This window comes from Ancylobacter sp. (assembly GCF_965229075.1).
In the GTDB taxonomy this organism is placed as follows: domain Bacteria; phylum Pseudomonadota; class Alphaproteobacteria; order Rhizobiales; family Xanthobacteraceae; genus Ancylobacter.
In genome coordinates this window covers 871636-885890 of sequence record NZ_CBDDIO010000002.1, presented here as the reverse complement: position 1 = coordinate 885890, position 14255 = coordinate 871636, and the positions used below count along the sequence as shown (strand labels likewise).

17 protein-coding genes are annotated in these 14255 nt (G+C 67.5%); 10 read left to right on the top strand and 7 right to left on the bottom strand.

What is annotated here, in order from left to right; genetic code table 11:
• Positions 1–197: 197 nt before the first annotated feature.
• The 5 genes from ACO07Z_RS10235 to ACO07Z_RS10215 all read left to right on the top strand — a co-directional run bounded on the left by ACO07Z_RS10235 (position 198) and on the right by ACO07Z_RS10215 (position 2937).
• Positions 198–581, top strand: a complete 384-nt coding sequence (locus tag ACO07Z_RS10235) for an AtpZ/AtpI family protein (protein ID WP_421698627.1) — start codon at positions 198–200, stop codon at positions 579–581.
• 130 nt (positions 582–711) lie between these two features.
• Positions 712–1461 (top strand): F0F1 ATP synthase subunit A, encoded by a 750-nt coding sequence (locus ACO07Z_RS10230; RefSeq protein WP_244450779.1) that lies wholly within the window; start codon positions 712–714, stop codon positions 1459–1461.
• Positions 1462–1526: 65 nt separating this feature from the next.
• The gene (locus ACO07Z_RS10225) at positions 1527–1754 is read left to right on the top strand and encodes a F0F1 ATP synthase subunit C (protein ID WP_131833791.1); all 228 of its coding nucleotides are present in this window, start codon (positions 1527–1529) and stop codon (positions 1752–1754) included.
• Positions 1755–1841: 87 nt separating this feature from the next.
• A complete protein-coding gene (locus ACO07Z_RS10220; protein ID WP_244379279.1) occupies positions 1842–2444 on the top strand; it encodes a F0F1 ATP synthase subunit B in 603 nt (200 codons plus the stop codon).
• A gap of 10 nt (positions 2445–2454) precedes the next feature.
• Positions 2455–2937, top strand: a complete 483-nt coding sequence (locus tag ACO07Z_RS10215; RefSeq protein ID WP_421698626.1) for an ATP F0F1 synthase subunit B — start codon at positions 2455–2457, stop codon at positions 2935–2937.
• A 288-nt stretch (positions 2938–3225) separates the two neighbouring features.
• Here the strand turns inward: ACO07Z_RS10215 and ACO07Z_RS10210 are convergent, their stop codons facing one another.
• The 3 genes from ACO07Z_RS10210 to ACO07Z_RS10200 form a co-directional block, all read right to left on the bottom strand.
• Positions 3226–3876 carry a carbonic anhydrase gene (locus ACO07Z_RS10210; RefSeq protein WP_421698625.1) on the bottom strand — a complete coding sequence of 217 codons (651 nt, stop codon included), beginning with the start codon at positions 3874–3876 and terminating at the stop codon, positions 3226–3228.
• A 309-nt stretch (positions 3877–4185) separates the two neighbouring features.
• Positions 4186–5460, bottom strand: a complete 1275-nt coding sequence (locus ACO07Z_RS10205) for a cell wall hydrolase (RefSeq protein ID WP_421698624.1) — start codon at positions 5458–5460, stop codon at positions 4186–4188.
• Between the two features lie 179 nt (positions 5461–5639).
• On the bottom strand, positions 5640–6626 hold the full coding sequence (locus ACO07Z_RS10200; protein WP_421698623.1) for an L-threonylcarbamoyladenylate synthase: 987 nt from the start codon (positions 6624–6626) through the stop codon (positions 5640–5642).
• Positions 6627–6867: 241 nt separating this feature from the next.
• On the opposite strand from ACO07Z_RS10200, the gene ACO07Z_RS10195 reads away from it, so the two are divergent.
• The 3 genes from ACO07Z_RS10195 (at position 6868) to ACO07Z_RS10185 (ending at position 8599) form a co-directional block, all read left to right on the top strand.
• Entirely contained in the window at positions 6868–7797 is a 930-nt protein-coding gene (locus ACO07Z_RS10195; protein WP_421698622.1) for a histone deacetylase family protein, read from the top strand.
• A 66-nt stretch (positions 7798–7863) separates the two neighbouring features.
• A complete protein-coding gene (locus ACO07Z_RS10190) occupies positions 7864–8109 on the top strand; it encodes an exodeoxyribonuclease VII small subunit (protein WP_244379273.1) in 246 nt (81 codons plus the stop codon).
• 28 nt (positions 8110–8137) lie between these two features.
• Positions 8138–8599, top strand: coding sequence for a DUF1284 domain-containing protein (locus ACO07Z_RS10185; RefSeq protein WP_421698621.1), 462 nt, complete (start codon positions 8138–8140; stop codon positions 8597–8599).
• Here the strand turns inward: ACO07Z_RS10185 and ACO07Z_RS10180 are convergent.
• From ACO07Z_RS10180 to ACO07Z_RS10170, 3 genes are read right to left on the bottom strand one after another with little or no spacing between them, the layout of a single operon-like run.
• Positions 8565–8816 (bottom strand): DUF1272 domain-containing protein, encoded by a 252-nt coding sequence (locus ACO07Z_RS10180; RefSeq protein WP_421698620.1) that lies wholly within the window; start codon positions 8814–8816, stop codon positions 8565–8567. The genes ACO07Z_RS10185 and ACO07Z_RS10180 overlap by 35 nt on opposite strands.
• Before the next feature lie 15 nt (positions 8817–8831).
• On the bottom strand, positions 8832–9419 hold the full coding sequence (locus ACO07Z_RS10175; protein WP_421698619.1) for a protein-S-isoprenylcysteine O-methyltransferase: 588 nt from the start codon (positions 9417–9419) through the stop codon (positions 8832–8834).
• 15 nt (positions 9420–9434) lie between these two features.
• On the bottom strand, positions 9435–10730 hold the full coding sequence (locus ACO07Z_RS10170) for a hypothetical protein (RefSeq protein ID WP_421698618.1): 1296 nt from the start codon (positions 10728–10730) through the stop codon (positions 9435–9437).
• A 207-nt stretch (positions 10731–10937) separates the two neighbouring features.
• Between ACO07Z_RS10170 and dxs the strand changes: the two genes are divergently transcribed.
• Together dxs and ACO07Z_RS10160 are read left to right on the top strand one after the other, a co-directional pair.
• Entirely contained in the window at positions 10938–12860 is a 1923-nt protein-coding gene (dxs, locus tag ACO07Z_RS10165; protein WP_421698617.1) for a 1-deoxy-D-xylulose-5-phosphate synthase, read from the top strand.
• Positions 12861–12878: 18 nt separating this feature from the next.
• Positions 12879–13634: a TlyA family RNA methyltransferase gene (locus ACO07Z_RS10160; RefSeq protein ID WP_421698616.1), complete on the top strand. Its 756-nt coding sequence runs from the start codon at positions 12879–12881 to the stop codon at positions 13632–13634.
• A 35-nt stretch (positions 13635–13669) separates the two neighbouring features.
• On the opposite strand, the gene ACO07Z_RS10155 is transcribed toward ACO07Z_RS10160, so the two are convergent.
• The gene (locus ACO07Z_RS10155; protein ID WP_421698615.1) at positions 13670–14206 is read right to left on the bottom strand and encodes a DUF1097 domain-containing protein; all 537 of its coding nucleotides are present in this window, start codon (positions 14204–14206) and stop codon (positions 13670–13672) included.
• Positions 14207–14255 lie beyond the last annotated feature (49 nt).

Sequence of the window (14255 nt, the reverse complement as noted above, 5' to 3'; positions counted from 1 at the left end):
AACATGGCAGCCCCCTTCCCTTGGTGCGGGAAGCGATCGAAACGCCTGCGACAGAGCGTCCACAATTTGCTTTTGTCATTGTTTTGCAATGACTTAAAAGATGCGATCACATCCTTGACACCCCTAGGGGCGAACACTATGGTGCGCCCGTCTTCGGGGTCGGGAAATCCTTCTCCGGTCAGGCTTGAGTGCGGATGATGGACGACCGAGACAAGACGGACGGCCATGGCGACTCGGGGCGGCCGGATGTTTCCGACGCCGAGCTTTCCGGCCGGTTGCGCGGGCTGGGCAGTGCGCTGGACAAGGTGCAGGCCGAGCGGCAAGCCGAAAAGAAGGCTTCCGCCGGCGCGGACAGGACATCCTCTTCGGCCGGCATGGCGCTGGCGTTTCGGCTCGGTGCCGAATTCGTCGCGGGTGTGCTGGTCGGCGCCGGTCTGGGCTGGGCGATTGATCGTTTTCTCGGCGTCGCGCCGTGGGGAATGATCGTGTTCATTCTGCTCGGCTTCGGCGCGGGCATTGTGAACATGATGCGCGCGGCCGGAGAATTCGGTCGCAAGGGTCCACCGCAAGGTGGCGCCTGAAACATTTCGGTCCCGGCCTGTGCTGGGCGCCAATGAACAAGACGGTGCCGCTTCGGCGGTGCTTGAGATGGGGGCGGGCGCCTATGGCGCCGCGTGTTGAGGGCAGCGACCGGCGATGGCCAGCGGCAACGTGATCGATCCGATCCATCAGTTCCAGATCCACAAGATCGTGGAATTGGGGCAGCCTGGCGGCGTCGAGCTCGCCTTTACCAATTCCGCCGCCTTCATGTTCGGCATCGTGGCGCTGGTGTTCTTCTTCCTCACCTTCGCCACCCGCGGCCGCACCCTGGTTCCCGGCCGGCTGCAGTCGATGGCGGAGCTCTCCTACGAGTTCGTCGCCTCCACCGTGCGCGGCTCGGCCGGCAATGAGGGGATGAAGTTCTTCCCCCTCGTCTTCTCGCTCTTCATCTTCGTGCTGACCGCCAACATGGTCGGTATGATCCCCTATGCCTTCACCGTCACCAGCCATCTGATCGTCACCGCCGCCCTGGCGCTGCTCGTCATCCTGACGGTCATCATCTACGGCTTCGTGCGCCACGGCACCCATTTCCTCCACCTCTTCGTGCCGTCGGGCGTGCCGGCGTTCCTGCTGCCCTTCATGGTCGTGATCGAGGTCATTTCGTTCCTCTCCCGGCCCATCAGCCTTTCGCTGCGTCTCTTCGCCAACATGCTCGCCGGCCACATCGCGATGAAGGTGTTTGCCGGCTTCATCGTGATGATGACGGCCTCCGGCGTGGTCGGCTGGTTTGGCGCCGTGCTGCCGCTGTTCATGGTGGTGGCGCTGACGGCCCTCGAATTCCTGGTCGCCGCCCTGCAGGCCTATGTGTTCGCGGTGCTGACCTGCATCTATCTCAACGACGCGCTGCACCCCGGTCACTGAGCCGCGCGTCGCGGGACACCCATCCAGCCTTTCAACCAATCTGACTATTCCAACAGGAGAAGATCATGGAAGCGGAAGCCGCCAAGTTCCTCGGCGCCGGTCTCGCCACGCTCGGCATGGGTCTCGCCGCCATCGGCGTCGGCACCATTTTCGGCAATTTCCTCTCGGGCGCCCTGCGCAACCCGTCGGCGGCTGACGGCCAGTTCGCCCGCGCCTTCATCGGCGCGGCGCTCGCCGAAGGTCTGGGCATCTTCTCGCTCGTCGTCGCCCTCGTCCTCCTCTTCGTGGTCTGATGCTTCTCCCCCCACCTGCGTGGGCCCAGTGGGCTCCGCGCAGGTGGGATGAGACGTCATCAGCCCTGATCGAGGAAGTCTGAACCCATGTCCGAGCCCAACGGTCCGGCCGCTATCATTGTCGCCCAGGCGTCGCCCGGCACCCTGCCGGCCGCGAGTGGTGTGGAGATTGCCGTGCCCGCAGCAGAAGCACACGGTAGCAACTTCCCTCCCTTCGACGTTCATACCTTTCCTTCGCAGCTCCTCTGGCTGGTGATCGCGTTCGCCGCGCTCTACCTGCTGATGAGCCGCATCGCCCTGCCGCGCATCGCCACGATTCTCGAAGAGCGGCATGACCGCATCGCCGACGATATCGAGGAAGCCGGCAAGCTGAAGGCGGAAAGCGAAGCGGCGGCCGAAGCCTATGAGAAGGCGCTGGCCAGCGCCCGCAACAAGGCCCACGGCATTGCCACCGAGACCCGTGACACGCTGGCGGCGGATGCCGAAGCGCGCCGCAAGGCGCTGGAAGCGGAGCTGAACGTCAAGCTCGCTGCCGCCGAAGTGCAGATCGCCGCCACCAAGACCTCGGCCATGGCCAATGTCCGCGGCATCGCGGTCGACGCGGCCGGCGCCATCGTCAACACGCTGATCGGCACCACGCCCGCGCCGAGCGCGGTCGAGGAGGCGGTCGACACCGCCATAAAGGGCTGAGGAGCGCACCATGGGTAGCGATACTTTCTGGGTCGCCGTCGCCTTCGTCATCTTCTTCCTCCTGCTCGCCCGGGCGGGGGCATTCTCCGGCATTGCCGCCAAGCTCGATTCTCGCGGGGATCGCATCCGCCACGAGCTCGAAGAGGCGCGCCGGTTGAAGGAAGAGGCGCAGAAGCTCGTCGCCGAGTATAAGCGCCGCCAGCGCGAGGCCGAGGAAGAGGCCGAGGCGATCGTCACTACGGCCAAGGCAGAGGCCGAGCGTCTCGCTTCGGAGGCCAAGCAGAAGCTTGAGGATCTGATCCTCCGCCGCACCAAGATGGCCGAGCAGAAGATCGCTCAGGCCGAGGCGCAGGCTCTCGCCGAAGTGAAGGCGGCTGCCGCCGACGCGGCGGTGAAGGCCTCGGAAGTCCTGCTGGCCGCACAGCTCACCGGTAGCGCCGCCGACCGAGTTCTCGATGCCGCGGTGGCCGAGGTGAAGTCGAAGCTCAACTGAGCCTTCGACACTGTTGAATAGTGAAAGCCCGGCTTCGCGCCGGGCTTTTTCTTGTCGCAAAAGTGGTGCTATGTTGCCATTGCGAGTGGGTGCTGGATTTAGGGATGGCCGAGTTTTGGGTCTATGAGAACCGGACACACAGCTATGTCCGTGTCCATCGCCGCAACTGTTGCATGTGCAATAATGGGCGCGGCCTAAAGGCTAGCGCGCCGGATCCCAACGCACGCTGGCACGCCGTAGAGACCCGCGAAGAGGCGGCGCTGCTGGCGCGGCGTCTCGGTCAGGCTGTTATCGCGCAATGCGCCACCTGTGGTGAATGATCGGCGCGGCCGGGGGCGATGCCGCCGGGACGGCCCCGCCTCGCATGTCAGCTGCCCATAAAGCCAACTTCGCCGTGGCGAGATCGTAAACGCCGCCCGCTATTCGCACCTTGCCTTCCGACACGGCGCTGGAAACCAGCGAACGCTCCTTCACCAGCCGCTCCATTGAATAGACGACGTTCTGCCGTATGGCGGCGGCCACGGGGTCGGCGGGATTCCCGGCAAGGGCGATACGGACCGGCACGCTCAGATGCTCGACCAGCGCCGGCTTATGACCGGGAAGGGGCTCGTGCTTCTGCTCGACGGCTACCGCCGCGGTGAGGGCCCCGCAGCTGGAGTGGCCGAGCACGACGATGACCGGCACGCCGAGATGCTCGACCGCATACTCCATGCTGGCGAGGCCCTCCTCATCGACGAAATTGCCGGCGACGCGGACGATAAACAGCCGCCCCGGGGCCTGGTCGAACACATATTCCGGGGCGACGCGCGAATCGGCGCAGGCGAGCACGATAGCGACCGGGTGCTGGCCCTTGGCCAGTGCCGCGCGGTTGGCGAGGAAGTCCGTGCAGGTCTGCACGCCGCGCACATGCCGGGCATTGCCGGCCGCCAGATCCTTCATCACCAGATCAGGCGATGGTGCAGGCGAAGGGTTGGTCGTGGCGGCAGCCTGGCCGGCCCAAGACAGGGCACTGGCGGAAAGAGCGACAGAGGTCGCGCCGCGCAGGAGCGCCCGGCGCGAGAGGGTGGTTCGGGTCCGGCATTCTTGGCACATGGGATGGCGTCCTTGACGCCTGTCCTGCGGGAGGCGGCGCGACTGAGGGTTGGCGCGGACGGCGGTGCCGATCCCAACTCGTCAGGTCACGCCGCCTTAGCGGCCAAGATGTGCGGCGGGGCTTTCCCCAGGCTAACTTCCGCGCAAAGTGGCGACTCAGCTGGTCCACCGCCGGGGACGGTAGAAGGTGTGCTCGCCAATGCGATCAAGCTTGCGCATTTCGCGGATCCAGTTCGGCCGCACCGAGCGCGCATGGTAATGGGTAGCGCGGCCCACCTTCTCATCCCACACCCGTCCGTCCAGCATGTCGCTGGCGATTTCCTTCGCCTGGTCCCAGAGCGCCGGCTCGGTGACCACGTCTCGAACATTGTCGCAGGCGAAGGTGAACTGGCAGGCGAACCGACGATGGGCGTTTTGGTAGACGGCCCGGCAGATGTCGGCGGGATAATAGCCGGAGAAGACGCGGTTCATCACAACCTGCGCCACTGCCACCTGGCCGCGATAGGGCTCGCCCCGACTCTCAAAATAGACCGCTTCGGCCAGACATTTCTCCGCCCGCACGCGGCGCTTGCCAGCGAGGCCGAGCCGTTCGGCCGGCGTTGGTCCGAGCATGCTGCGCGCGAGGTTGTCCTCCGCCTTCTGCGCCTCGGTGGTGCCAGCGTCGCCGCTGGGCAGTGCGGTCATGTGCAGGAAAGGCTGCGGCGGCAGGGCATTTTCCGTGAGGCCAAAGATGAAGGCCCTCTGGCGGTAGAGCGGCAGCGCCGGATCGGCCTCATCGGCGGAAGGTGAAGCGGGCGCAGGGCCGTCGAGCGCAGCGGCGACCGCACCGTCGGAGGGCAGCGACACTGTTGCGTCGTCCGCGGCGCCGAGGAGCGCGGCGTCCTGTTCCAACTGGGTGGGATCGCCCGTGGGATCGCCGGCCGGTACGGCGTAGAATTCCTCGTCATCGGCTGCCGCCAGCGCACCGGCGTCTTCCGCGTCGAGCGGATCGGTGCCGGTGCCGGCAAATCCGGCTGGCTCGGTGCCGATGCTGGTACCGGTGGCGGTGAAGCCGGCACCTTCGGAGGGCGTCGTGGTGCCCGCTCCGGCGAGACTCGCGGGCGTCGCCACGCCGGAGACCGCGAGCGGATCGACATCGAGCGGCGCCATCGGCGTGAGCGCCAGCCGGTCGGTCTTGCCGCCGCGATTAATGTCGACGGCCAAGGCCGCCTGCGGCGGAGAGGCGATCTCGGTCGGGGCCAGCAAGGCCGAGCGGCTCGGCCAAACGAAGGTGGAGGCCTTCAGCAGCCGGACAGGCTCGCCGAGGACCGAAATACGGGCGCGTTCGGCAACGCCGGGCTGATGAGTTAGTCGGCTCAATATGTCCTGATGGCCAATACCCGTCGCGCCGCCGACGAACAGAGCCAGCGCCCAGGCACCGGTAACCGCCATCCTGTGAACGCGCGCTGAGAATCGCATGTCCGCCCGCCGCCTTAACGCCACTCGACCCGTCGGAAGCCGTCGCGTACCTGCTTTGCCACAGGCAAGGGCGGGTGCGGCCGGCCACACAGTTGTCGCGCATTAACCTTGCCCGACCGTTAATGACGTGTGGCAAGCGCAGGCGTGTGCGGTCAGCGGGGGCGGGGGGCGGCCGCGCGGCGCAGGCGGTCGGCGATCGCTTCGCCGAGTCCGTGGTCAGGCAGAGGCACCACGGCGATGCCGCGCGCGCCCACACGGTCGAGATCGCGCAGGAAGGCGAAGAGGTTGGCCGCCGCCTCCACGAGGTCACCAGCCGGGCTGAGGTCGCGCATCACGGCCGCTCTTTCGCTACCCGAGGGGCGGGCGCCGGCGAAAGTGAGCAGCGCTTCGCCCGGCAGTACCTCCCGTGCGCCCAGCCGCACCGGCACGGAAGGGGCATAATGCGAGGCCAGCATGCCAGGGGCGAGCGGAGCGTCGTCATTGGCCGCCGCCTCGGAGGCGCGATCGGTGACGGGGTCGGCAAGCACCGCCTCAATCGCCTCGCGCGGCAGGCCGCCGGGCCGCAGCATCACGGGTCTCTCCCCGGTGCAGTCGAGAATGGTGGATTCCACCCCGACGGCGCAGGCGCCGGCGTCGAGGATAAGATCGATGCGCCCGTTCAGATCGGCATAAACATGTGCCGCCGTGGTGGGGGAGACATGGCCGGAGCGGTTGGCACTGGGAGCGGCGATCGGGCGCCCGGCGGCCGCGAGCACCGCCTGCGCGACCGGGTGGGCCGGCACGCGAAGGGCGACGCTGGCGAGGCCGGCGCGGGCGAGGGCGCAGGTGGCTTCCTCTAGCGCTGGAACGACCAGTGTGAGTGGGCCCGGCCAGAAATGGAGGGCGAGCGTCTCCGCGGCCGGGGTAAGGAGCCCGACGTGACGTGCCGCCGCGAGGTCCGGCACATGAGCGATCAGCGGGTTGAAGCTAGGCCGTCCTTTGGCAGCATAGAGGCTGGCAACAGCGCGGGGATCGGTCGCGTCGCAGGCAAGGCCGTAAACGGTCTCCGTCGGCAATGCCACCAGCCCGCCGTTGCGAAGCAGGCGCGCGGCCTCGGCGATGCCGGCGGTGTCCGCCGGGATGACGCGTGTCGCCCGCATCGGTCCATCCACGACGTCGCTGCTTTTCTCGGCCACCGCTTGCATCTCCCGCTCAGGCGCGCTCCGATAGGACGTCCCGCCGGGTCGGTCAACGGCGGGGCCGGTTCGCCCCCGCGTGCCGGGCCACTGGGGAATCGGCAGGCGCAAGGCTGGCCCCACACGGCGCCGTGGCATATCGTCCACCAGCCGCCGGGCCTGAACATTGAACGGCCGGAACGACCAAGGACGCCAAAGGAACGCCATGACCACGCTGCTGATCGCCCACGACGCCTGCCTCGACCATCTCACGCCGTCCGGTCATCCCGAGCGGCCGGATCGGGTGCGCGTGCTGAACCGGGTGTTCGAGGGCGAGCAGTTCGCCACCCTGGCCCGCGAACAGGCGCCGGTGGCGGCGCGCGAGGACATTGTGCGCGTGCATCCCGAAGATTATGTCGCCGCGCTGGACGAAGCGATGCCGGATGAGGGCATGGTGCGGATCGACGGCGACACGGTGATGTCGCCCGGCACCGGCGAGGCGATCTGGCGCGGTGTCGGCGGTGCCGTGCTCGGCGTCGACGAGGTGCTGTCCGGAAAGGTGAGCAATGCCTTCGTCTCGATGCGGCCGCCTGGTCATCACGCCGAGACGCGGACCCCGATGGGCTTCTGCCTGTTCAACAATGTTGCCATCGCTGCCCGCCACGCGCAGAAAGTGCACGGCATCGGCCGCGTCGCCATTGTCGATTTCGACGTGCATCACGGCAATGGCACGCAGGAAATCTTCTTCTCCGATCCGAGCGTGATGTACGCTTCCACCCACCAGATGCCGCTTTTTCCCGGCACCGGCGCGGTGGGCGAGCGCGGCACGACCGACAACATCGTCAACGCTCCGCTGCGCTCCGGTGACGATGGCGTGCATTTCCGCGAGGCCTTTGAAAGTCGCATCCTGCCGCGCCTGCAGGCCTTCGGCCCGGAACTGCTCATCATCTCCGCCGGCTTCGACGCGCATACGCGCGACCCGCTGGGCAACATCAATCTGCTGGAAGACGATTATACCTGGGTGACCAAGAAGCTGATGGACATTGCCGACAAGCATTGCGGCGGCAAGATCGTCTCGGTGCTGGAGGGCGGCTATGACCTCGAAGGGTTGGCGCGCTCCGCCTCCGCTCATGTCATGGCATTGATGCGCGGCTGACCGCGAGGGGGTGAGTGCCGCGCGCGCGCCCTGTATAAGGGGCCGACTCATCTCAAGGAGAACGCGATGACCGACGCGGCGGACGTGAACGCCCTGAGCTTTGAAAAGGCGCTCGCCGAGCTGGAGACCATCGTCGCCAAGCTCGAGGGCGGCAATGTCCCGCTGGAGGAGTCGATCGCGCTCTATGCCCGCGGCGAGGCGCTCAAGGCCCGCTGCGACGCGCTGCTCAAGGACGCCGAGGCGCGGGTCGAGAAGATCACCCTCGGCGCCGATGGCCGCCCGTCCGGCACACAGCCGCTGGACGGGGAGTAAGTCGAACTCTCAGCGCGAGGCACCGGCTATGGCTGTGCGCCTGCGTGCCCACCATCTGCTCTGTATGCTGACCTTTGTCGGCAGGGGATACACGCCCGCTTTCACCGCCAATTACATGCGTATCATTGCCCGCCTGAATGCGGGAGAGCCGGTCGAGCTGGTGGAGGGGCCGGACGATATCTGCGCGCCGATGCTCAAGGAGCAGGGCTCGCATTGCCGCACTGAGAGCGTGGCGCAGCGTGATGCGAAGGCCTCTGCCGCACTCGCGCAACGGTTGGGCTTGGTGCTGGAACAGGGCCGACGGATCGTCCTGACCGCCGAGACGCTGGCGCAGATGCGCGCGGCCTATGCCGAAGGCGCGGTGCGAGCCGCCTGCACCGGCTGCGAATGGGCGCCGTTCTGCACAGACATCGCCGGGCAGGGGTTTGCGGGAACGCGGCTTTCTGGCGTGCGGATCAACCCGCCTGTCGGCTCTGGCAGCCCGGATTGAACACCCGCACGGGTGAGGCCGGGTGGCGGGCCAGCGCCGCCGGCGGGCGCACCGGCCGGCGCACCAGCTCACCCGCGCAGTTCGGGCAGATGCCGCCCAGCACCGCCCCCGCGCAGGCCGTGCAGAAGGTGCACTCGAAGGTGCAGATCATCGCCTCGCGTGAGTCCGGCGGGAGATCGCGGTCGCAGCACTCGCAGCCCGGCCGAAGCTCCAGCATGAGCAGGTCCTTCCTTCAGTAGACGCCTGGGATCAGCCGTGCCGTGCGGGCGCTGTAGGCGCGGTATTCATCGCCGAACGTATCCAGCATCATCTTTTCTTCGCGGCCGATGCGGAAGGCGTAAAGGATGCCGAAGCCGATGAATCCCGCCGGACCGGCGACCCAGTTCGGGATCAGGATCAGCTGCGCGAGCGCCCACAGGAAGAAGGCGGAATACATGGGATGACGCACATGCCGGTAGACACCGCCGGTGACCAGCTTGTGCGTATCCTTGATCTCCAGCGTCACCGACCAGTTCTTGCCGAGGTCGCGATGGGTGCGGCGGAACAGCCACAAGGCCAGCACGAAGGTCAACGTGCCGAGCGCGAACTGAAGGACGGAATAGGGATAGTTGGCGAAATCGAACACCCGCGACGTTGCCCACAGCAGCGGCACGATGCCGAGGCCGGCGGTGGAGCAGGAGAGCAGGATGAGCTCGCGCAGCCGGTCACGGGCGTCGACGACGCGCTCGCGCTTCACCTTGCGTTCGAAGGGCAGGCGGATGACGTACCAGCCGATGCAGCCGGCGGCCCACACGATCTTGGCGGCGAGGAGAAGGTTCATGAAGCGTCCGTTGGTTCAGGCGATCAGGGAGCCATCCGCCGCGAAGCGACCGACCGGGCCCTCCGGGCGCGAGGACAGGTCGGCGAAGGCAAGCGGGCCGAGGGCGAACATAAAATAGTCGTACGGCGCCTTCTGCTCATTCGCCAGCAGGAACTGGTAATGCAGCCGCATGGCGTGCCAGCGCAGCCGCCTCAGCTTCGCATGGGTGAGCATTTCCTTGATGTTGGCGTTGCGCAGCAGGGGCTGGCTGGCCTCCGGCTGATCGAAGCTGGTGCGGCGCAGCGTCACCGGATGGAATTTGTAGAAATTGATCGCGTCATGCCGCGCCTGATATTCGACCCAGGTGAGGCCCGGGGTCTGCGCCACACGGGCGGCCTGCCGGCGCACCTTTCCGCCCTTGGCGTGCAGGGCAAGCTTCGGAATGGTGGCGCCGCAGGTGAGTAGGTTCACCCGCGTGCGTCCCTGCGCAAGGGCGGGTTCGCGGTCGAGCGCACGGTCGATGACGCCGAGCATGAGCGTCGCCCCGAGGCTGTGGCCGACGAGGATGATCTCGTCCTGGTCGCCAGCGCGCACCGCCTCCACCAGCACCTTTGCGAAGCGGTCGAGCCGTGCATCGACCGCAGGGGTGGCATCGTGAAGATAGTCGCGGGCAAGGTCCCAGTCGTCGAGCGCCTGATGCAGGCGCCAGTCGCGCCCCGGCCGGCGGAAGAGGCCGAAGAAGGTGGCGATGCCGGCGGCGAGCGCCGCGCCCCAGGCGAGCGGGGTCGGCAGGACGAGGCCGGCCCCCCACAGCACGAACCCGCCTACTGCGAGCCCGGCGGTGAGGAACAGCGCGGCGATGAGATAGGGAAAGAAGAAGAAGGCGCCGTAGCGGGGGCTGGCGCGGAAATAGCCGCGCGCCGCGCCGCCGCGCAGAAAATCCCAGAGTCCGCCGAAGCCGCGCCACAGCCGCACCGGGTCTGACCGGGCATCGAGCGTCTGGATGATGTCCTCCCAGCGCAGGATTCGGTAGTCGGTACGGGTCGACCAGTTGGGGCCGTTAGCGTCGATCTCCCAGCGGGCATAGGGCTGCGCGCCATCGTCGAGACGGGGCGATACTTTCACCTGGACCGACCACAGGGCGCCGAAGCGCTGGGCCTGATTGGCGAAGCGGCCGTGGTGATAGTCCATTTCGGTCGGGTCATGACCGGGGAAGAACAGCATCAGCCGGCGGAAGGTTCGGCCGGCCTGTGGGGCTGCGCCGGGCACGGCGCCTGCAGTGGCGGCCTCCGGTCCGTCATTCCTGTCCGCCGCAGTGACTCGTGCTTCCATGCCGCTTTTCTAGAGTAAGCCGGGCCTGAGGCCAATGTCGTCTGGGCGTGTCCGTCCTGTCTCCACATGCGGTTACGTGGCTGGCCGGCCTTTGCGGTCGCGCGGGCGTGCGTTGCGCCCCTCGCTGTCCTTGTGTATGCCGTTGAACTTCGCTCGGCGGCGCGCGCCCCTGTGCGCGCCTCGGCGGATGTGTTTTCGGAGCCGTTCTTGACCCGTCCCTCCACGCCGCTACTCGACACGATCCGCGAGCCGGCCGATTTGCGCCGCCTGCCGGAGGAGCAGTTGCCGCAGATCGCGGCGGAGCTGCGTGAGGAGATGATCGACGCGGTTTCCGTGACCGGCGGTCACCTCGGCGCCGGGCTTGGCGTAGTCGAGCTGACCGTGGCGCTGCACCACGTCTTCGACACGCCCAATGACCGGCTGATCTGGGATGTCGGGCACCAGTGCTACCCGCACAAGATTCTCACCGGACGACGCGACCGTATGCGCACGCTGCGCCAGGGCGGGGGGCTCTCGGGCTTCACCAACCGGGCCGAAAGCGCCTACGATCCCTTCGGTGCCGGCCATTCCTCCACCTCGATTTCCGCCGGGCTCGGCATGGCGGTGGCACGCGACCTCGCGGGTGACGCCCGCAACGTGGTCTGCGTGATCGGCGACGGCGCGATGTCGGCCGGGATGGCCTATGAGGCCATGAACAATGCCGGGGCGATGGATTCGCGCCTCATCGTCATTCTCAACGACAACGACATGTCGATCGCCCCGCCTGTTGGCGCGATGTCGGCCTATCTGGCGCGGCTTCTCTCCGGCCGCACTTACCGCTCGCTGCGGGAGACCGCGAAACAGCTCGCCGGCAGTCTGCCGAAATTCTTCGGCCGTCAGGCGGCGCGGGCGGAGGAGTTCGCGCGCGGCTTCTGGACCGGCGGTACGCTGTTCGAAGAACTGGGCTTCTACTATGTCGGGCCGATCGATGGGCATAATCTGAGCCATCTCCTCCCCATTCTGCGTAACGTGCGCGACGCCGAGACCGGTCCGGTGCTGGTGCATGTCGTGACCCAGAAGGGCAAGGGTTATCCGCCGGCCGAAGCCTCCGCCGACAAATATCACGGCGTCCAGCGCTTCGATGTCGCCACCGGGGCGCAGAAGAAAGCGGCGTCCAACGCGCCGAGCTATACCCGCGTTTTCGCCGACAGCCTGATCGAGGAAGCCCGCCGCGACGACAAGATCGTCGCCATCAACGCCGCCATGCCGGCCGGCACGGGGCTCGACCTGTTCGGGGAGGCCTTTCCCACCCGCACGTTCGATGTGGGTATCGCCGAACAGCATGCCGTGACCTTCGCCGCCGGGCTGGCGACGGAGGGCTACAAGCCGTTCTGCGCGATCTATTCCACCTTCTTGCAGCGCGCCTACGACCAGATCGTCCATGATGTGGCGATCCAGCGCCTGCCGGTGCGCTTCGCCATCGACCGTGCCGGCCTCGTCGGGGCGGACGGTGCCACCCATGTCGGCGCCTTCGATGTGCCGATGCTGGCCACCCTGCCCGGCATGGTGGTGATGGCGGCTGCGGATGAGGCGGAACTCGTCCACATGGTCGCCACCGCTGCGGCCTTTGACGAGGGGCCGATCGCCTTCCGCTATCCCCGAGGCGAAGGCGTGGGCGTGGAGCGCCCGGCCCGCGGCACGCCACTGGAGATCGGGCGCGGGCGGGTCGTCCGCGAGGGCTCGAAGATCGCCCTGCTGTCGCTCGGCACCCGGCTCGCCGCCTGTCTCGGCGCCGCCGACCAGCTCGCCGGCTTTGGCCTGTCGACAACCGTGGCCGACGCGCGCTTCGCCAAGCCGGTCGATCGCGATCTGGTGCTGCGTCTGGCGCGTGAGCATGAAGTGCTCGTCGTGGTCGAGGAAGGAGCGGTCGGCGGCTTTGGCAGTCATGTACTGACCCTGCTGGCCGAAGCCGGCGCGCTGGACCGTGGGCTCAAGGTGCGCACGCTCGCCTTGCCGGACCGTTTTATCGAGCAGGATTCCCCGGCCAGCCAGATGCACGAGGCTGGCCTCGATGCGGAAGGCATCGTGCGCGGTGTCTTCAATGCTCTGGGCCGCGAAGAAGAAGCCGCGCTCGCGCTGCTGCGCGGCTGATCCGGCCGCGCGCCCGGCATGGTGTCGCCCCCTTCCCCTCCCGCCGGCCGGGACCGCGCCGATCGCGTGCTGGTGGCGCGAGGCTTCTTCGACAGCCGCGCCCGGGCGCAGGCGGCCATTGCCGCCGGGCTCGTCACCGCCGCCGGCAAGCCGGTCGCCAAGGCTTCGGAAACCATCGCCGCCGATGCCGCTATCGAGGCGCGCGAAGCCTATGAATGGGTGTCGCGGGCGGGATTGAAGCTGGAGGCGGCACTGGACGCGGCGGGACTTTCCGTCGACGGCGTGGAGGCGCTCGACGTAGGCGCATCAACTGGCGGCTTCACTCAGGTGCTGCTGGCGCGCGGGGCAGCGCGTGTGCATGCGGTGGATGTCGGCCATGGCCAATTGCACCCACGACTGCGGGACGATCCCCGGGTGGTGTCGCTGGAAGGCACCGACATACGTGGCCTCTCTCCCGGAGCGGTGCCGCCCGCCGGGATGATCACTATCGACGTGTCGTTCATCTCGTTGCAGCAGGTTCTGCCGGCGGTGCTGCGGCATGCGGCCCCGGCCGCGCGTCTGGTCGTGCTGGTGAAGCCGCAATTCGAGGTGGGACGCGACAAGCTGTCAAAGGGCGGGATCGTGAGGGATGCGGGCGCTCGCGCCGATGCGGCCGAGCGGACCATCGCGCTGTTGCAGGATCATGGCTGGGAGATTTTGCAGCGTCTGGCTTCCCCGATCCTCGGCGGCGACGGCAATGAGGAGTATCTGCTCGTGGCGGCGCGGGCGGCGTGAAACCGTCCGCGCCTCACCCCGGAGAGCGCTACCGCTCAGGCCCGGCGCGTCTGGCCGCCGCTGGCGACCAGCATCCCGGCAAGTTTCTCCGAGAGATAGCCGAAGGCGGCACCGACGATCATCGACAGCACGATGGTCGCCAGCGGGTTGGCGAGGCCGGCGGCCGTGAGGTTGGCAAGCCCGTCGGTGGTGAGCAGCGCGTAGCCTGCCGTCGCGGCGAAGCCATAGACCATCGCCGGAATGGCGGCGAAGGCCGGGAGATGGCCGAGCAGAATCATCACCAGCACGCCGACGCCGACGCAGAGGCCGGCCCACACGGGCAGGCCGAGCGTCTCGCCAAGCCCGCCGCGGCTGACGGCCAGAAGCGTCAGCCAGGCCATGACGGCGCCAGCGATGTTCGCCAGTACCGTTGCCTTAAGCCCGGCTTCCTTGCCACCGCAATGGAAGTAGCAGGCCCAGGCGATGAAGGCGGCCCAGATCTGCAGACCCCCGGCCAGCGGGCCGAGAAACAGCCAGGTGGCGACGCCCCCAAGGACGCCGACACTGATGGCCAGAGCCGAAACAAGCGACATACGTTTCCCCTCTTCCTGGATTTGGATACTTATTATTATGTGCATGTGC